Origin of the sequence: Myroides sp. N17-2, from assembly GCF_002286775.1 — a bacterium.
GTDB lineage: Bacteria > Bacteroidota > Bacteroidia > Flavobacteriales > Flavobacteriaceae > Flavobacterium.
The window spans coordinates 1-19,330 of sequence record NZ_NSGJ01000033.1; the positions used below are offsets into that span (position 1 = coordinate 1).

The window sequence follows — 19,330 nt, forward strand, 5'->3', positions numbered from 1 at the left end:
TCTTCGGATAACCTATTTACAGGTGTAAAGATCGGTTATCCGAGTTAAGAGGATGATTTAAAGCATATTATAGATATGAAAAGCTCCGATAAAAGTTTTTATCGGACACTGATGATACTTAATATGCTGTGATAAGGATCTAATAAAAAAATTATTTAATACAATCGCTACATTAAAAAGTATCAAATAAAAAGCTAAGAAATAATTTATAAAACAAACATAGCCCTTTTGAATACTATTTGAAATGATCAATTTTCTACCATAGGTATAAAAATAAAGAGCATACATAATACCATAAAAATTAAAGATTGAAGATTGAAGCCATTGTTCAACCTCAATAATATTATCAAAGACAAAAACAACACATCCAACAATTAATAATTTATATATTTCTCTTCTCTCTATTTTTTCTTCTACTAGAAATAGTAGTGATAATAAAATAACATTAGCAATTAGAGGAAAGATATTAAAATCTGTATTTGAAATAGTTCTTTCAAAAAACGCTACACATAACGAAACAAGCATCGCTAGAAGCATAAAAAAAACACCTCTACCTAAATCTTGTTTACTCCCTATATTTGATTTTAAAAATCTCATTATGTGTTCTGTTATAATTTAAACAATTCACCCATTGCGAATACCTATACTACTAGGACATTTAATGTACAAAAAAGTCACATATTGACATAATATAACATTATATATGTACCAACATTAAAATAATATTTCACACTAAATGTTATTTATTCAAAAACAAATTTTTATATAATATTACACAAAAAACAAATTATTTATACTAAAAAGATAAAAATTCACAAATATGTTAAAGTTAAAATTTAACATATAGTATCTTTTTAATATCAATTTTTACAAAAAACAATCTACCACATACTAAAACACTACCATAAGCAATACACACACCTTAACTTATAATGTGATTTTAGTTTATTGATCTAGAGAGATGTATATAAATGTAGTACTCTCTTTAGATTTTTATATCTATCTTTACCAATAGGAATTTCAATATTCACTAACAAATTTAGACCAATCTTCTAGGTCAATATTATAAACTAATCACATCATACGTTAACAGGGTAAAACAGGCATTATTTATGCTATTTAGATTCGAGTGAGTCCATAGTGAGTCCATAATGAGTCCATAGTGACTCCATTAAAATAGGCTTTTTAATGGAGTCACTATAGACTTAGTATGTTATCAATATGCTCTTATATAGATTAAGCCTAAGATTCGTATGAACTAAACACTATAAAGCAATTCTACTTCATAGCTAATGCAGACTTATCTTATATAATTACTTTCCGCTTATATGACTATCACATATTCTCAATTAAACCTAGAATGTAGAATATTTAATCAATAGCTGCTAGTACAATAGCAAGCACCATAAACCTCTTTAATAGATAAAAAGTTAAAAGCACAAATATTTGACGACGATGCGATTATAATTTTAAAAATATACTATCTAATTCTAATTTTATAATAAAATAAACAATATGATAATCAATAAATTAACAACTAAAAAACAGTTTAAAATAATAAAACTACAAAATGCGATTTGAAACAACTTACTAATACCTAAAATAGATATAAAAAGTCAAAAAACCCCTCCATAGCAAATGAAGTTACTTTTTAAACTAACTTTATAAAAGCAACTAAAACAAAGCATACAAACAATTCATAATCAATACATTATTATAAAGGATAAAAATATCCTTTTATTTCACCATTTGTGATTCAAGTCATAAAAAGTGGCTAGTTATTGGCAGTAATTTAGCAGAAAATAAACTTAATAATACTATAATATGAGAACAAGTACTCTACCCCTATTGATTTTTAGCTCATTCCTAATCGTGAGTTGTAACGGAAAGACAGACAAGACAACATCTGAACCCGAAATTACAACTAATGAAAGAAAAGTAGAGACGGCTACAGATGAGGCTAAAACTACTTCTACAGATAATGGTGCACCTACATCAGAGCGTATCGAGTTAGATAATAAAGGTTTCGGCCCTGTAAAAGAGTTAAAACTTGGTGATATAGATAAAGCTCTAGCTGATAAAGGGCAAGAGATCTATAAAAATATGTGTACTGCTTGTCACAAACCGGACAAAAAATTCATAGGACCTGCTCCTAAAGGTATCTTAGATAGACGTTCTCCTGAATGGGTTATGAATATGATTCTAAACCCTGAGGTAATGATCGAAAAAGATCCTTTAGCTAAAGACTTACTTAAAGAGTTTAATGGAGCTCCTATGGCTAATCAAAATCTAACTGAGGAAGAAGCTCGTGCAGTACTTGAGTACTTCAGAACGCTATAGAACATCAAAGCTTAAAAAGTAATAATATGAAAAAAAACATTAACCTAGTATTAGCAGGTTGTGTTGCCTCATTATTTCTTATGGGATGTAATAATTCCAAGCAAGGTAATAAAGGAGCAATAGCAACAAATGCTGCGGAGAAAGTCTATGTAGCACCTGGAGAATATGACGAATATTACGGATTCTTCTCAGGTGGATTTAGTGGACAACTATCTGTTTATGGATTGCCATCAGGAAGGCTTTTTAAAGTAATTCCTGTATTCTCTCAAGATCCAGAAAAAGGATATGGTTATAGTGAAGAAACTAAACCAATGTTAATGACTTCTCATGGTTTCGTGCCTTGGGATGACTCTCACCACCCTGATATTTCTCAAACTAATGGAGAATTAGATGGTAGATGGATATTTATTAATGGTAATAATACTCCTCGTATCGCTAGAATTGACTTAGAAGATTTTAGCACTGCAGAGATCATTGAAATACCAAATAGTGCAGGGAACCACAGTTCTTCTTTTGTAACTGAAAATACAGAATACGTAGTAGCTGGTACTAGATTCTCTGTGCCTATTCCACAGCGTGATATGCCTATTAAAGATTATAAAGGAAACTTTAAAGGTTCGCTTTCATTCATTAAAGTAGACCAAAAAACAGGAGATATGGATCTGTCTTTCCAAATTCATATGCCTGGTTTTAACTATGACTTATCTCACCCTGGTAGAGGTAAATCGCACGGTTGGTTCTTCTTTACAACGTATAATACAGAAGAAGCACACAGTTTATTAGAAGTTAATGCTTCTCAAAACGACAAAGACTTTATCGCCGCTGTTAACTGGAAAAAAGCAGAGGAATATATCAAAGCAGGAAAAGGTAAAAAAATGCCTACTAAATATGCTCATAACAAGTTTAACAATGAGACACATACTGCTACTAGTACGATGAAAGACGAAGTACTAGTTCTTGATGCTAGTGAGCTACCTGGATTAGTGTATTTACTACCTACTCCTAAATCACCTCACGGTTGTGACGTTGATCCTTCTGGAGAATACATTATCGGTAATGGTAAATTATCTGCTAACCTTACAGTGCACTCATTTACTAAAATGCTAGATGCTATCGAGAAGAAAAAATTTGATGGTGAGGCTTATGGTCTTCCTATCTTAAAATTTGATGATGTATTAGCTGGTGTAGTGGAACAGCCTGGTTTAGGACCTTTACATACAGAATTTGATGGTAAAGGGTATGCTTATACTACATTCTTTATCTCTTCTGAAGTAGTAAAATGGAAATTAGGTACATGGGAAATCATAGATAGAAAACCTACTTATTATTCTGTAGGTCACTTAATGATTCCTGGTGGTAACTCTAGAAAACCTGATGGTAAATATCTTGTTGCGATGAATAAAATCACTAAAGATAGATACTTGCCTGTAGGACCAGATCTTAACCACTCTGCTCAGCTATATGATATCAGTGGGGATAAAATGGAGCTAATCCTAGACTTCCCTACTATCGGTGAGCCGCACTATGCTGCTGCTATTAAGGCGGATAAAATAAAGAGCAAATCAAGACAGATTTACAAACTTGACGAGAATAAACACCCTGCAGTAGCTAAATCTCCTAATGACACTAAAGTTATTAGAAAAGGAAATGAAGTACACATCTATATGACGATGATACGAAGTCACTTTACTCCTGATAATATCGAGGGTGTAAAAGTAGGTGACAAAGTATTCTTCCATATTACAAACTTAGAACAAGACTTTGATGTACCTCACGGATTTGCTATGATTGGAGCGAATACCTCAGAACTATTAGTGACTCCAGGTAAGACAGAAACCATAGTTTGGGAACCAAAACAAGTAGGTGTATGGCCATTCTATTGTACTGACTTCTGCTCTGCATTACACCAAGAGATGCAGGGATATGTTAGAGTATCTCCAGCAGATTCTAAGATAGAACTTTCTTGGTCATTAGATGACGAATAAGTATTGCTAAATACATAGTTGTTAGTTTACATTTTAGTTCATTAAAGGGCAAAGCACTGTCTTTGCCCTTTTTAAAAATAATATCATGAAAAAAGCATCAATATTGATGATAATAGGCTCTTGTCTACTTTTATCATTATTCTATTTCCCTTTGTGGAATATAGAATTAGGAGCCCCTCAATATCCTGTGCCACTAGGTATGGATATCTATATAAATGGAATTAAAGGAGTACAAGAATTTGACCTTCAGAACATAGATGGCCTTAACCATTACATCGGAATGAAGACCATCCCTAAACCGGAACAGATGTGGGAATTCTCTGTTTTCCCAATTGTAATAGCTTCAATGTCTATATTAGGTATTGCTATTGGGGTAGCAGGATTCTTTAATAAAGTAAAACCTGGTTTCTTCTTAGGATGGCTAATACTTATGGGACTACTAGGTATCGCAGGTATGTATGATTTTAATCTGTGGTTAGTGGAATATGGTAGTGATTTAGATCCTCACGCTATTATGAAGATGGTTGATACTGCAGGTAATCCCCTTACTTATGAACCTCCCCTATTTGGTCATCGTAAGATTCTAAACTTTGACGCTTATTCTTACCCTCATATCGGAGCATATCTAATGGCTCTAGGGATGTTACTAACCTTTATCGCTTACTTCGTAGGGATCAAATCTAAAAAGAATTAATATGAAATCACTTTACTTACTTGGCATAATATTTCTACTCACTTCGTGTACTGTAAAAGTAACTCCTATAGAGTATGGTACTGATAGCTGTGACTTCTGTACAATGGGGATAGTAGACAACAAACATGCCTCTCAAATAGTTACCTCAAAAGGTAAGAACTACAAATTCGATGCTATCGAATGTATGATTTCTTATGTTGCAGAAAACGAAAAAGAGCAAGGTCCTTATTCACATATCCTAGTAGCAGATATCTTAAACCCTGGGGAATTAGTTCCTGCTAAGGATGCTGCTTTTATAATCTCTAAGAATATACCTAGCCCAATGGGCGCTTTTTTATCTGCTACTAAGTCAACAAATGATGCAGATAGACTAATCAAAGAAAACACAGGTAATCTATACACTTATGATCAAGTAGTAAAGCAAATCAAGAAGCACTAAAAACAACATTATAACACCCACTATTGACATGCAAACAGTAACTAAAAATCTCTTGTTTTTATTTTTACTTATCCAAAGTTTTTGTGGGATGGCTAAGACTATCACTGTTGGTAAAAACTCATCTATTACATCTATTAAAAAGGCAATTGAACTAGCGCAGGATAATGATGTAATCCAAGTAGAAAAAGGTACTTATAAAGAAACAGATATATTTATAAATAAGCCACTAACATTAATAGGAAAGAATGCTACAATAGACGGTGATAACAAAGGAGAAATCTTTATCATAAAAGCAGATGATGTAACGATACAAGACTTTAAGATCATTAACGTTGGTACTAGTTATATTAAAGATTATGCTGCGATTAGAGTTCGTGAGAGCAAGAATTTCACAATCAAGAATAATGTTATCGCCGATCTATTTTTTGGAATTTACTTAGAAAAATCAAAAAACGGAAAAGTACTTAATAACAAAATATATGGTAAGGCTAAGAATGAGTTTAACTCAGGAAATGGTATCCAACTCTGGTATTGTAATAACATAGAGATTAAAAACAACTATGTGGAGAAAGTCAGAGATGGTATCTATTTAGAGTTTTCTAACTATTGTACCATAGATAATAACATAAGCAGAGACAATGTTAGATATGGTCTTCACTTTATGTTTTCTAACAATGATGTGGTCACTAATAGTTCTTATATAAGCAATGGCGCAGGTGTAGCTATTATGTTCTCTAAATTTATGACAATGACTAATAATACCTTTAGTCATAACTGGGGATCGGCCGCCTATGGAGTCCTACTTAAAGAAGTGAATGATACGAGTATTACCTATAACACATTTAAAGCCAATACAACGGCTATCAACATTGAAGGATCTAATAGAGTTGAGTATTTACACAATGATTTTATCAGCAATGGATGGGCGATTAACTCTAGAGGAGCAAACTATCAGAATACAATTAAGAATAACAACTTCTTAAACAACTCTTTTGACCTTTTATATCAAGGTCAGCTTAATCAAAATAGCTTTGATAATAATTATTGGAGCAATTACGCTGGATATGACCTTGATAAAGATGGCATCGGAGATGTTCCACACAGACCTATCAAGCTATTCTCTTACATTGTGAATAAGACACCTGAATCAATCATCTTCTTACGAAGCTTATTTGTTGATATTATCGACTTTTCAGAAAAAGTCTCACCTGTATTTACTCCTGACAATTTACTTGATTCTAAACCATTTATAAAGCAAATTAAACATGATAACAATAAGTGATTTACATAAAAAATTTGGAGAGATCCAAGTACTCAAAGGAATTGATTTATCTATTGAAACAGGTGTGATTGCTATTCTTGGGCCTAATGGTAGTGGGAAGACTACGCTTAACAAGTGTATTCTAGGTATGGTATTCCCTGATAAAGGAACTATAACAGTCAATCAACAACCTATCTCAAAACAATGGGAGTATAGAAAAGACATAGATTACCTACCCCAAATAGCTAACTTTCCCAATAACATTACAGTTCTTGAATTAATTAAGATGATTAAAGACCTTAGAGGAGAAAGTAAGAAAGACGAAAGCTACTTGATAGATCTTTTTAAACTTAGTCCTTTTTTAGGTAAAAAACTCAACAATCTATCAGGGGGAACAAAACAAAAAGTCAACCTACTGTTGACCTTCTTATTTGACAATCCTATTCTAATACTTGATGAGCCCACTACAGGATTAGATCCTGCTGCATTAATCACTTTAAAGGAATTAATCTTAAAAGAAAAACAAAAAGGAAAAATCATATTAGTTACCTCCCATATTATGAGTTTTGTGGAAGAAATATCTGACCAGATTATCTTTATACTAGAAGGAAAAATCTATTTTAAAGGAACTATTCAGGAATTAAAAGACGCTACAGGACAAAACAACTTTGAACATGCTATTGCTAATATTTTAACTGATAATCATGCTTAAGATCCTTAAATATAGTTTTTACGACCTGATAAGAAGTAGATGGAGTTACATTTACTTACTGTTCTATTTAGCCCTTGGCTTTGTACTATTATTCTTAAATAACGACATAGGTAAAGCTATTATAACACTGATGAATATTATCATTGTGTTAGTTCCTCTGATCAGTACTATTTTTGGTATTATGTACTACTATGATTCTAAAGAATTCACCGAGCTCTTATTAGCCTTGCCTATCAAGAGATCTTCTATCTTTTTAGGACAGTATCTAGGAGTTGCTCTATCCTTATCTATGAGTTTATTAATCGGATTAGGTATTCCCTTTATATGCTATGGACTATTTGCTTCAGACATCATATTTGACTTTCTATTACTACTTGTGACAGGGACCTTCTTAACCTTTATATTCAGCGCCTTAGCTTATAACATAGGCCTTAAAAACGAGAATAAGATCAAGGGATTTGGATTTGCTATCCTTTTATGGTTATTCTTAGCAGTAGTATATGATGGTATTTTCTTAAGTATCTTAATGATTTTCGGAGACTATCCTTTAGAGAATATTTCCCTAATAGGTACAGTTCTAAACCCAATCGACCTTTCACGTATATTAATTATACTAAAACTTGATGTATCTGCTTTATTAGGATACACAGGTGCTGTATTTAAAAAATTCTTTGGTGGTAATATGGGAAGCTTTATCTCTTTTGCTATTTTATTACTTTGGACTTGTATTCCCATCTTGGCTATTTACTTAACGGCTAAAAAGAAGAATTTCTGAAAAATACATTTAAGTCAACAAGCCTGTGTAAACTAGCTTGTTGATTTTTTTATATATACAATTTTCCTCTTTCTATTCGGAGTTGTTTTCTACACTCTATTTCTTTAATTGTTCTGATGACTGTTTCTACTCTAAGTCCAGTTAAGTCAGCTATCTGCTGCCTAGTTAATTCTACTAAGAACTCCCTTCCTTCTTCCACTGCACTTTGATTTTTAAGATAATGAAGTAGTGTCAATATCCTTTTATAAGAATCATTAGATGATATATCAGGAGCCATAATAGATTTATAGTATAACCTAGATGATAAAGCCTTAAAAACACCAAAACAAGATGTCTTCTCCTGCTCTAGTAGTAAGAAAAAGTCTTCTTTCTTGATAAGAACTATCTTAGAGTTAACTAAAGTAATAGCATTAGCAGGATAACCTATCTCCATAAATAAAGGCGGTTCACCGAAGCTCTCCCCTTCTCCAAACATTCCCTGGATAAACTCTTTGCCCTCTTCATTGTAATTATTCATCTTTACTTTACCCTGAATAATTTGATAGTAATACTTAGGTTCTTCACCCTGCTCTACAATCATTTGATCCTTGTCAAATTCCTTGACAAAACCATTATAACTCAGTAGTACATCGATATCAATCATAACTTTATAACCTTTCTTTTACTTGCTGAATTTACGATATTATTTAGCTTAAAACATTAGTATTCAGCAAAAACTTACTACCTAGTGTTATCAACTTTACTAAAACAAAAAAAAGGCTACTTCCTCATATAGGAAATAGCCTTCTTATTTTGACGTAGAAGTCATCTTTACTTTTAAATTTCTACAGACCCCTATACCAAAAGTCTTAAGATTTCAAGCTCTCAAACTAGCTAATGTCGTATCAAACCCATTAAGTAGTAAGTGAAAACTGTTTTTTAACTTCATATTTTATCACTCAATAAAGCTTGAATTAGTATGTAACTCTGTTGAATAGCTGTTTTAATTAATAAAAAACTATCAACCACAAAAAAAGGGATTTTAGATTATAAATCTTGTTTCAAATAGCTAAATAAGATCTAATTCTACACTCTTCTTGTAGAGTACATAAGCTGTAGGCATTTTATTTGTCTAGCGCTTCAAATTCCTACTCACCTCCATTATTTCTAAAAGTTAAGATGACTTCAATATCTTCTGATTTGCTATTTTTTGTAAACCAATTCTTTCTTTAATTCAATATCATTCGCTAGTCTTGCTGTTCCTGCAGATTCTACAACAGAAGAAAAATGACCATCAACAATTGAAAAAGCACCTATAAATGCATACATACTAGGAGTATTTCCACTTCCACGATAATCGTCAGCAAACTTACCAATCATATGATCAGATAAACGCAAACTAACTCCATTGTGGATTACGTTAACAACATAACTACTACCTTCTGATTGAGTACATTTTGTAAATAAATCAACATAAACTTTATAAGTACCATCTTTTAGGTCGTTATAGTAAATATTTTCATTTTTCACTCCATCAATAGAACAAGCAGGATTGGAATCAATATCTAACTCAGCTATTTTTCCTTCAGCACCATGAAGCACTCTATCCCCGTAATAAATATGATTGTTATCTGCATCAAATAAATGTAAATCTACATCATCCTCCTTATCCCAAGATAAAGAAACTTGCAATTCACCAACACCTGCTGTAACCGTTTGGAATTCTCTATAGTAAATACGAGTCTGTTCACCATCTGATATTGTTCCTACAATATTTAATCCAAATGAATCTAAATCCAATTTTTGAGAAAAGTTAAAAACAACTATGTATTTATAATTCCCCAATCTAGTTTGAACTTCTTCAGATGTCTTAAAACTATAATATCCATCATGACCATCTAAAGCAATTAACACTGATTCTAAAGGTGTAGTACTTGTAAGATTCATTATGGCCTTACCACCATTGATCACAAATTTGTTTACATTTATTTCTGTAATCACATCTCGCTCTCCTGCAGGTAAATCCCCCCCCTTGAACTTAGCTCCTTCAATATCAAAGAAATCATCCTTTAATGTATTTGGCGCTTGTACTTCTTCGATATTTGGTGATGAATTATCATCATTACTACACGATGTAGTACTCAACATAAAACTACCTACTAAGGCAAATAATAAAATTTTCTTTTTCATAACTTTTATTTAATTAACAATAACTAACTAATAATTAATAATTCTATGCAAACATAAGTCTAATTTAATACAGATAGTAAAATAAACCACTATGGACTGAAAGTCCATAGTTTGTTAAAGCAGACTAAAGTCTGCCTGGGTGGAGCAACTTACTCAAGTATAAAGTTACCCTCATTATCATTGGGTTTACGATGATGCTCTAAATATTCATTTAGCATTTCATCAGTAATATTTCCTGTACTCCAACAACCAAAACCTATCGCCCAAAAGTGACGTCCCCAATACCGTTGTTTCAAAACAGGAAATTCAATTTGTAACTTTCTTGATGTACGACCTTTTAGCAACTTGACTATATTACTCAGATTTTGTGAAGGACGATACTCTATGTGTAGATGAATATGATCTTTTGAAACAACTCCTTTTAGAATTTGAATATCTTCTGCTTCACAAATTTGAATTATTAGACTACGACATCGTATCTGAATATCGCCTTCCAATACTGGATATCGATACTTTGTCGCCCATACTAAATGCGCTGTTAAACGTGAAACACTATGTCCATTTGTGCGTTGGTATACCATATATCAAAGGTAAACATTTTTAGAAGCTGAAAGCTAAATGCACTAAAGTGCTTAGTTTTGACTACGGTCTGTGACCAATAAATTATTACTTTTTAGTATATTATATTCAATCAAGTAATACATCTATTGCATTTAATTACCTTTAAACGTGAATTAATAGATATTGTGAAAAATAAAGAGTCGGTTTTATAATAAAATAAATAATTAAAAGTTAAAAATAAGACAGTATGAGATTAAAGTAAATAGTGATAAAAACGATAAAAAAGTCAAATAGACATATCAGCCTAACCTCTTCATTCAGCCACATATTAAACTAATTACTCAATATCCACTAAGAATATTAAGCAATTACAAACTTATTATAACTAAACATTGTACATTAACTCTAAATATATCTATCTACTTGATTTCATTTCTTCCAACAAAACATTTACTTGTATTCTTATAATCTACTGTCATTTATATTATCTTCAGGATTAAGACTTCTTTATCAAGCCATTTACTTTCTTATCCAATACATTCCATCCTATAAAGAAACCTACTAAAAGAATCGTATAGATAACTAGCCATGGAAGAACAGGCGCATTAAGAAAGTTATAAAACATTACAGCAATCAAAAATAAGATAGGATAAATCATCACTAAGACACAGAATGTTTTTGAGACCAAATTATTCCAATAATAAAGTCCTTTCAAGTCTTTTGACTTAGGTGAACCAAGAGACATAAGTGATGGAACGAACATTGCTAAACTTCCTAAAAAAGCTAAACTCACTATAATCCACAATACTATTTGCATACGATACTTAATTTTAGACAAAACTACATAAATATATTATACCTCGTAGTCCGAATTTAACCATGTAATCCTTCTGTTTTAGCTGAAAAAATAAATACCTTTACAAGACTTACATTAACTATTAAAACAAATAAAATGAGTCAAAAACCACAGAATGTTACTGATTATCCGAATAACAACACTATTTTTTCGGTTTGGAAGTTTAAAGAGGGAGCTGAGATTAAAGAAGCTTTCGAAGCTTTATGTGGATTAGTAAAGAATCTTAATAGTTCATTTAAAGTTCGCGTGACAGAAGGCCCTACGAGTTGTATACTTGGAATTAGTCACGACGCTTGGTTAAAGCTTGGTCTTCCTACTCCACTGCCTAAAGAGCTAGTTCCTTTTAAAGAGATAAAAGGAGATAAACATACTGCTGTAGCTACTGATGCAGACCTACACTTACACCTAAGTGCTGTTAACTCTGCGATATGCTATGATATGGCGATGGCAATCTCTAAAGTACTACTTCCCGTAGCTGAGTGTACCGATGAAGTACAAGGGTTTAAGTATTGGGATGGACGTGCGATTATCGGTTTTGTTGATGGTACGGAGAACCCTAATGGGGAGGACAGAAACTACTTCGGTATCGTAGGTGATAGCGAGCCTAACTATAAAGGTGGTAGCTACTTATTTGTACAGAAGTACATCCACTTTATGAAAGATTGGGATAACCTATCTGTGGAAGAACAAGAGAAAATAATGGGACGTTATAAAGCAACAGATATCGAAATGGAAGAACATAAGAAGCCTTCTAATGCACATACAGCTCTAACGGCTATCGAAGATGAAGATGGCAATGAACTAAAGATTATCAGAGCTAATATGCCTTATGCTAACCCTTCTAAAGGACAGGCAGGGACGTACTTCATCTCATACGCATCAACGTTCAGTACAACAGAGAAGATGCTTAAAAACATGTTTATAGGCGAACCTGTGGGGAACTATGACAGAATACTAGACTTTAGTAAAGCGATATCAGGTACTTTATTCTTCGCTCCCTCACTAGATATATTAGATGATTATTCAGCAGAATAAGATAAAAAGAATAAAAGCTCCTTCGAGGAGCTTTTATTCTTTTTATGTTTTTTTGTGATTTTGTTGTTTTGGTTTTTTGTAAAGTGAAATAATCTTTCAAAGTACAGTTCCACAAAATCACGACTTAACAAAAAAACAACATCACGACTTAACGACATCACATCATCACGACTCAACAACATCACGGCTAAAAATCAAACACATAAATGAAATTATCATTATATTTGATAGCATTGAAAAATTAAATCAGATAATATGGCAATAGAAATAGCTATAAAACAGAAGGGTTTCTTTAAGAAAAAGATAACTCTAAGTATGATTAAAAGCCTCTTAGATAGTCACACTATTCTAGGAGAAAGAGATAGTAACTCTGCTTATGTCTTTTACGAATTAGATAGTGATAATATCGATGATATAAACATTGTCGTCCAAAATCCTAATCACTTAGGTCGTGGTTTTATGGTCCGCAAAAAAAGTAAAGACATAGAAGTAATCTTAAATGTACCATGTACTGATCAAGATGTTCTTGACTTCTTTGATTTTGTTTCTAAAACATGTACGTTCTTTAAGGTAAACTCTTTTACTATGGATCTAGAGAGACAAGTAAAACTAAAAGAACTCCCTACTCTAACACAAGACATCTCTGATTGGAATAAAGACTATCTATATCAGCAAGTACAAGACTTACATCAGAATGAACATATATTTATTGTTTTTGCTGTTAAAAACCCAATTCATATACCTGCTAATATCTTAGCACAATGGAGTCAAGAAAACATCACCGACTTAGAAAGAGTCTTCTCTACCTATCTTCAAAATAAACAACAAGAAGATTTGTATTACATGAAGCCTTCCTTCTTTCAAAAAGGAGATAAAATACGAGGGGCATATAGTCTAACAGAAACGGTAGATAGCATCATACCTAAAGAAGCTTTTATTCCTCCTATAACATCGGGGTTGCCTGATGGAGTTGCTCCTAACGAATGGACTGTCGGCTTGGTTCGCTTTAAAGGTAAAACAGATGCAGATATTGATCACTTGCCATATGAAGTTTTCTTAGATAAAATAAGCCATCTAAAACTAGAAGAATACGATGATCTCCATTGGATACTTAGAAATCCTACTAAAGAGTTCTTAGAAGGGCTATTAAAGTAATTGTATTACTATTAAAGTAATTGTATTACTATTAAAGTAATTGTATTACTATTCAATATAACAATAAAAAAGCCTCACTTATCTTAGTGAGGCTTTTATTGTTTATAAGGATGTAGCCGCTTCTATGATTAAAGCTACTACTTCTACAGGCTTAGATAATAAAGAAGCATGACTCGCATCTAATGTTACTATCTTTTTAGGATTCATACGCTCTGCCATCTCTTTTTGTGTTTCTGGAGGTAGCATATTATCTTGGTTAGATAGTTGATACCAACTAGGCTTAGTTCTCCAAGCTGGCTCTCCACTTTCTGCACCGAAACACTGACCATGAGTAGGCTTTTGGGCAAATGATAACGCCATCGCTTTATCTGCAGATATATCTGCACAGAATGCCTGATGATATCCTTCATATTTAATCCAAAAAAATCCATTTGCATCGGGATAAATACTCTCTCCTCCTGAAGCAGTTCTACGTCCTAAAAGCATCCCTAGATTCTCCCCTTTGTCTGGAGCAAATGCCGCAATGTACACTAACCCTAATACCTTTGGGTTATTACCCACATTAGAGATAACTGACCCTCCATAAGAGTGCCCTACTAATAAGACTTTCCCCTCTTGAGCTTCTATTAATTGAGTTGTTCTTAATATATCATCACTTAGTGAAGTCAATGGATTCTGAACACTTCTTACTTTATAACCAGCTTTTACTAATAACGGAATTACAGCTTCCCAATGTGAACCATCTCCCCACGCTCCGTGAACTAGAACAATCGTTAAATCTTTTGCTTCCATAAGTTTATCATATAAAATATTACGAGTATAAAATTAATGATTCTATAGGCTAATTTTGTTATCTTAAGTTAACTCTCCGAAATTCTTTTCTTTATTCTACTCAGTGATTCTTTAGTTATCCCAAGATAACTAGCGATATGTTTATGACTGATTTTTTCAAAGATAAGAGGGTTCTCCTCCATCAGATTTACGTACCTCTTCTCAGGACTATTATAGAGTAGATCTACGATGCGCTGTCTAGACTTAAGGTATAATCCCTCAACCATTTTTAATCTGTAGTCCATCCAATAAGCATCGCTCTGGTAGAGACGAAACAAATCATCTTTATGTAACAAAAAGATATCAGTCGTTTCTAATGCTTGAATATTAAGAATCGTCTTCTTATCGTTTAGTATCCCCTCATAATCAGTAACGCAGTTCCCATCGAAGAAAAACACATAATTAACTTCCTGTCCCTCTTCATTAGTGATATACATTCGCAAGGTACCTTTTTGAATAAAACCAATGTACTCACACCGTTCTCCTTCCTCTAATAACAATTGTCCTTTCTTATACATTCGCTTCTCTAACAGAGAGAAAAAATGTTCAAAATAAGGCTGTTCTACCTTAAATAATTGGTTATACTCTTGAAAGCTTTCTGACATCTCTTTTCTTTTAAAAAACGCTGTTATTACTGTAAAAATACAGTTTTTAGCTTATAAAAAATCAATTGTGAGACTTCTTTTTCGACTCAACGACATCACATCATCAACAACCTCAAAACTCCTCAGGATCGTGATATCCATACACATTTACACTTGAGTGTTCTATCATAAATCGTTTGATCACCTCTAATGACACTATTCTTAAATCATTATTATCCGCTCTAGCGCTCGTTAACTGATGTATAGGGTGATTAGGGTTAGTTAGTTCTTCTCTTAGATAATAAGCATCACCTACATATAGCCACCATTGCTGCTGTGCATAGTACACCACCCCAGAGTGACCTAAAGTATGTCCGGGTAAAGGAGTCAAGTAGACCTCTACTCCTACTATATCAAGCTTTACCACTTTTAACCTATTCCATAGTTCAGTATAATCAGCATATTTAACTAATTCAGAATCCGTAGGAAGCAGTGTTCTCACGTATCTAGGATTACCCGATAGATAGTTATCATATTCTGTTTTACTCAGGTGTACTCGTGCGTTAGGGAAGTCAATTATTCCTCCGATATGGTCACAGTCTAAGTGAGACAATATGATATCTGTTACGTGGCTTGGGTCTAACCCCAGTTTTCTGATTTGCTCCACAGCAATGCTATTTGCATCTAATCTAAACCCTACTGCCTCTACTAATTCAGGCGCTAATCTAGACTGTGCTAAATCACAGTCTCGTAGCCCTACTCCTGTATCTATCAGTATTAATCGATCCTCTACCTCTAATAAAGTACAATGCCCTATAGCGATATCACCTGTAGGAGCGTGAATCTCTAAGCAATTTAAATGGTGTATTCTTGTCATAATTATATCTCTTTGTTAAGAAAACAAAACTCACTATTCTAAAGTCTTGAAAATAGAATTATAACGACAAACTACTTTAATCTTAAATCTGCAGATAACGTTTAAACGAGAATCAATTGTACAAAACAGAGTAATATTAGTGATTAAAGCACACTGTAGTGTGGTTTAAGAGCTAATTGAAGCTATGTAAAGTAGAATTTATTCGTAGTAAATGGTAGTTGCAGATCTAAGGTTAATCTCTATAATGCGAAAAGGTGTGTGAATATCCGTATTCGATGTTTCTAGATATTTACTATGTTTAATGAAGCCCAAAGGACTCTCTCCTACAAATAGCTTAAACTCTCTGCCGAAATGAGATTGGTCAGCATAGCCTAAGTCATAAGCAAGTTGAGTTAACGATATCTCTCTTCCCTGTTGCATACTATGTAATGCCTTTTGAAAGCGGACAATGCGACTATAGGTATACGCATCTATGCCCACTTGTTCTTTAAAGTGTCGCTGAAAAGTACGTTGAGACATTCCGATTTTACTTGCAAGTACTGCTGTATCTACTAAATAAGTAGTTTGTCTGATTTGTGTTATAGCATAATCTAGTGCGGCCTCTGTAGATGATTCTTTTACCTTGCCTAAGAGATAATGTTCTATAAGTGAGATTGCTTCATGTATTGACTCACTGTCTTGCATCTGTCTAATAAGAGAATAAGGTAATAAGGCTACCGCATCGACCAAGGTATTGGTCAACTCAGTTGCATTCACTCCAAAAACCTTCTTAAATACTGTAGGATGAAAGTCTACTCCTAATAGGGTTGCCTCTGCTGTAAAGTGATTCAGACAGGGCGAATCACTCTTCTGTCCATAGATAAACGCCTTAGGTAATACACGATGGTCAGCGCTGTTTAATAAAAGGGATTGGTTTTGAAACAATTGAATGATTAACCCTGTATTCCCTGAGGCGATAATGCGGTAAAAGGATTGTTCATTATGCCCCATAGAAAGCACTTCACCAATCCAAAAACGACTGATGACTCCCCTTAACTCTTTTCTTGGTTGGATATAGTTGACTTGCATAACCTGTTACTAAACTATTGTTTCTCACCACTTCGATAAATCACATAAGCTCCTATAATAATACCGATAAAGGCAAGTAACACAAACATCTCTTGTGGCAACTCACCATTGAGTCCTCCTATGGAAATACTTAGAAAAACAACAGCAACTATAATTATTCCCCATCCTAACAACTTCATAGCTAATCTATTTTAGATAGGTAAAGATAATTATTTTGTTTTTTATAGGAGAGTATTCAATATCATACCTTTTCTTCTTTTTACAAATCAAGTAAATATTCACCAAAAACAACTATTTCGCAATAGTTCATACACAATATGTGTTGTTTAGCAAAAAAACACGTAATATGCTAATTTTTAACTAATTAATTACTCAAACGGCACTAATATTGCGTATCTTATATATATTTAATTCCCTAAAGATCAGGTGCTATGATACACAATCCTATTTTACTTAAACTAGAGGAGATAAATATAAATCTAAGTCCGGAAGAACTAAAAACAATGCTAGATGCCTTTACTATTGAGCATCTAGAAAAAGGAGAGTTCTTTCTAAAACAAGGTGATCAAAATGAGACTATTGGTTTTTTAACTAAAGGCTCCTTATATGCCTATTCTATTGATAAAGATGGTTATCAGAAGGTCAATAATTTCTACTATCCTGTCGAAAATGCAATCCTCTTTAATTACGACTGCTATTATCACAAGAAACCTTCAACTTTATACATTGAATGTTATACACCGTGCGTTTTTTATGCCATTACACGTTCTAAAATAATAGATCTATGCAATGAATTCGCCCCTTTACTTAAACTTGAAGAAGAAGTTCTAAAAACAAACTTACAAATGGCAGTTCAAAAAGCAAATATCTTACAGAGCGATTCTAATGTAGATAAGGTAAAAATACTACAACAATATTATACGCAAGTGTTTTCTTATTTTCCTTATTCCTACATCGCATCTTATTTAGGTATTCACCGCAATACCTTTAATAGAATATTTAAACAAATATAATTTTTGCACTATTTAGTGCATTGCAACAATCTTATAGTCAATACATTTGTATTAGTTAAAACAACACAAATTAATAACAACAACAATAATAATAAAATACTGTTTTTTCTGGGTAATTCCTTTAAAAGCATTTTAAAATTTAAAACAAGATTGTTCCGACAAACAATCTTTTAGACCTATGTTAACAGAAAAAAAACAATTGTTGTTCTTAACTCGAAGGTTAACATCGCCCCATTTCAAAAAAAGAACTAGTTGTTTACTCAGCTAGTTCTTTTGCTTTTAAAACAAAAAACCGACATCGCTTTCGCAACATCGGCTTTATTCATCTACTTTATTTTTCTACATATATCTATCCCAATTGTCTTCTAATACCAATCCATTGGTACAGTACAGACAGCGTTTCTCTTTAATCTTTTTCATCTCTCCACAGTCAGGACAAGTTACCTGCGCTGTATCTTCATTCACTCGCTGTTGAAGTTCGATACTATCATCATAGCAGTCTCCTCCTTTACCTCCTAACGTTACAGTGTATTTATATCCACGTTCACTTGTGAACGCACACTCTCCATCTGCAATGTTCTGAGGAGCAAAGTTTGCCTTATCCAACCAACCTTCCTCAGGCCAATTGATCTCTGTCAAGTTCCCTCCTTTGACCTCTACGCTCAACTGATATGTACTGCTACTTCCTGTAAAAGGATTCGCATACTTAATCTCTGCGCAGTAAGTTCCATCTGTATAATAGTCACTCTCACCATAAATGGTAAAACCGTGTGACCCGGCACTTTTTTTGCAAGCGAACAACAATAATGTTAGACTTACAAACAACAGAACGATTTGTTTCATTATCCTATTTAAAATACCTCAACCTAAGTAAGACCTTGCTTTAGCCTTGATATACGTTATAAAAAATCACTACTTACACACTCCACAGCTATTCCCCTTTTGAGAACAATACTTGCAGTATTTGCAATTCTT

At 33.0% G+C, this 19,330-nt stretch carries 21 protein-coding genes; 10 read left to right on the plus strand and 11 right to left on the minus strand.

Features of this window, described 5'->3' with window-relative positions; genetic code table 11:
- Nucleotides 1-57: 57 nt before the first annotated feature.
- Complete coding sequence (locus CF599_RS13080; protein ID WP_121966462.1) at nt 58-597, minus strand: hypothetical protein; 540 nt, start codon at nt 595-597, stop codon at nt 58-60.
- A gap of 1,227 nt (nt 598-1,824) precedes the next feature.
- Here CF599_RS13080 and CF599_RS13085 point away from each other — a divergent pair.
- The 7 genes from CF599_RS13085 to CF599_RS13115 all read left to right on the plus strand — a co-directional run bounded on the left by CF599_RS13085 (nt 1,825) and on the right by CF599_RS13115 (nt 8,206).
- Nucleotides 1,825-2,340 (plus strand): cytochrome c, encoded by a 516-nt coding sequence (locus CF599_RS13085; RefSeq protein ID WP_121966463.1) that lies wholly within the window; start codon nt 1,825-1,827, stop codon nt 2,338-2,340.
- Nucleotides 2,341-2,366: 26 nt separating this feature from the next.
- Nucleotides 2,367-4,325: a Sec-dependent nitrous-oxide reductase gene (gene nosZ, locus CF599_RS13090; protein ID WP_121966464.1), complete on the plus strand. Its 1,959-nt coding sequence runs from the start codon at nt 2,367-2,369 to the stop codon at nt 4,323-4,325.
- Nucleotides 4,326-4,410: 85 nt separating this feature from the next.
- Nucleotides 4,411-5,019, plus strand: a complete 609-nt coding sequence (locus CF599_RS13095; RefSeq protein WP_121966465.1) for a hypothetical protein — start codon at nt 4,411-4,413, stop codon at nt 5,017-5,019.
- Nucleotide 5,020: 1 nt separating this feature from the next.
- Complete coding sequence (locus tag CF599_RS13100) at nt 5,021-5,458, plus strand: nitrous oxide reductase accessory protein NosL (RefSeq protein ID WP_121966466.1); 438 nt, start codon at nt 5,021-5,023, stop codon at nt 5,456-5,458.
- Between the two features lie 88 nt (nt 5,459-5,546).
- The gene (locus CF599_RS13105; protein WP_371514469.1) at nt 5,547-6,740 is read left to right on the plus strand and encodes a nitrous oxide reductase family maturation protein NosD; all 1,194 of its coding nucleotides are present in this window, start codon (nt 5,547-5,549) and stop codon (nt 6,738-6,740) included.
- Nucleotides 6,724-7,431, plus strand: coding sequence for an ABC transporter ATP-binding protein (locus CF599_RS13110; protein ID WP_121966468.1), 708 nt, complete (start codon nt 6,724-6,726; stop codon nt 7,429-7,431). Before CF599_RS13105 ends, CF599_RS13110 begins: the two co-directional genes overlap by 17 nt.
- Complete coding sequence (locus CF599_RS13115; protein ID WP_121966469.1) at nt 7,424-8,206, plus strand: ABC transporter permease; 783 nt, start codon at nt 7,424-7,426, stop codon at nt 8,204-8,206. The genes CF599_RS13110 and CF599_RS13115 overlap by 8 nt, the downstream gene beginning before the upstream one ends.
- A 49-nt stretch (nt 8,207-8,255) precedes the next feature.
- Here the strand turns inward: CF599_RS13115 and CF599_RS13120 are convergent, their stop codons facing one another.
- The 4 genes from CF599_RS13120 to CF599_RS13135 all read right to left on the minus strand — a co-directional run bounded on the left by CF599_RS13120 (nt 8,256) and on the right by CF599_RS13135 (nt 11,753).
- Nucleotides 8,256-8,849: a Crp/Fnr family transcriptional regulator gene (locus CF599_RS13120; protein WP_121966470.1), complete on the minus strand. Its 594-nt coding sequence runs from the start codon at nt 8,847-8,849 to the stop codon at nt 8,256-8,258.
- Between the two features lie 539 nt (nt 8,850-9,388).
- Nucleotides 9,389-10,375 (minus strand): hypothetical protein, encoded by a 987-nt coding sequence (locus tag CF599_RS13125; protein ID WP_121966471.1) that lies wholly within the window; start codon nt 10,373-10,375, stop codon nt 9,389-9,391.
- Between the two features lie 149 nt (nt 10,376-10,524).
- On the minus strand, nt 10,525-10,956 hold the full coding sequence (gene tnpA, locus CF599_RS13130; RefSeq protein ID WP_121966472.1) for an IS200/IS605 family transposase: 432 nt from the start codon (nt 10,954-10,956) through the stop codon (nt 10,525-10,527).
- Between the two features lie 476 nt (nt 10,957-11,432).
- Nucleotides 11,433-11,753, minus strand: a complete 321-nt coding sequence (locus CF599_RS13135) for a hypothetical protein (RefSeq protein ID WP_121966473.1) — start codon at nt 11,751-11,753, stop codon at nt 11,433-11,435.
- Nucleotides 11,754-11,888: 135 nt separating this feature from the next.
- On the opposite strand from CF599_RS13135, the gene CF599_RS13140 reads away from it, so the two are divergent.
- Both CF599_RS13140 and CF599_RS13145 read left to right on the plus strand, forming a co-directional pair.
- Nucleotides 11,889-12,827 (plus strand): Dyp-type peroxidase, encoded by a 939-nt coding sequence (locus CF599_RS13140; protein WP_121966474.1) that lies wholly within the window; start codon nt 11,889-11,891, stop codon nt 12,825-12,827.
- Between the two features lie 255 nt (nt 12,828-13,082).
- Nucleotides 13,083-13,982: a DUF4299 family protein gene (locus tag CF599_RS13145; protein WP_121966475.1), complete on the plus strand. Its 900-nt coding sequence runs from the start codon at nt 13,083-13,085 to the stop codon at nt 13,980-13,982.
- 102 nt (nt 13,983-14,084) lie between these two features.
- Here CF599_RS13145 and CF599_RS13150 read toward each other — a convergent pair whose 3' ends face one another.
- The 5 genes from CF599_RS13150 to CF599_RS19660 form a co-directional block, all read right to left on the minus strand.
- Complete coding sequence (locus CF599_RS13150) at nt 14,085-14,774, minus strand: alpha/beta hydrolase (RefSeq protein WP_121966476.1); 690 nt, start codon at nt 14,772-14,774, stop codon at nt 14,085-14,087.
- 68 nt (nt 14,775-14,842) lie between these two features.
- Nucleotides 14,843-15,418, minus strand: a complete 576-nt coding sequence (locus CF599_RS13155; RefSeq protein ID WP_121966477.1) for a Crp/Fnr family transcriptional regulator — start codon at nt 15,416-15,418, stop codon at nt 14,843-14,845.
- A 112-nt stretch (nt 15,419-15,530) separates the two neighbouring features.
- Nucleotides 15,531-16,274, minus strand: coding sequence for an MBL fold metallo-hydrolase (locus tag CF599_RS13160; protein ID WP_121966478.1), 744 nt, complete (start codon nt 16,272-16,274; stop codon nt 15,531-15,533).
- A 198-nt stretch (nt 16,275-16,472) separates the two neighbouring features.
- Nucleotides 16,473-17,342, minus strand: a complete 870-nt coding sequence (locus CF599_RS13165; protein WP_121966479.1) for a helix-turn-helix domain-containing protein — start codon at nt 17,340-17,342, stop codon at nt 16,473-16,475.
- 14 nt (nt 17,343-17,356) lie between these two features.
- A complete protein-coding gene (locus CF599_RS19660) occupies nt 17,357-17,521 on the minus strand; it encodes a hypothetical protein (RefSeq protein WP_173835550.1) in 165 nt (54 codons plus the stop codon).
- A 252-nt stretch (nt 17,522-17,773) separates the two neighbouring features.
- Here CF599_RS19660 and CF599_RS13170 point away from each other — a divergent pair, with 252 nt between their 5' ends.
- Nucleotides 17,774-18,355 carry a Crp/Fnr family transcriptional regulator gene (locus CF599_RS13170; protein WP_121966480.1) on the plus strand — a complete coding sequence of 194 codons (582 nt, stop codon included), beginning with the start codon at nt 17,774-17,776 and terminating at the stop codon, nt 18,353-18,355.
- Between the two features lie 339 nt (nt 18,356-18,694).
- On the opposite strand, the gene CF599_RS13175 is transcribed toward CF599_RS13170, so the two are convergent.
- The gene (locus CF599_RS13175) at nt 18,695-19,198 is read right to left on the minus strand and encodes an acetyl-CoA carboxylase (RefSeq protein WP_121966481.1); all 504 of its coding nucleotides are present in this window, start codon (nt 19,196-19,198) and stop codon (nt 18,695-18,697) included.
- Between the last annotated feature and the right edge of the window lie 132 nt (nt 19,199-19,330).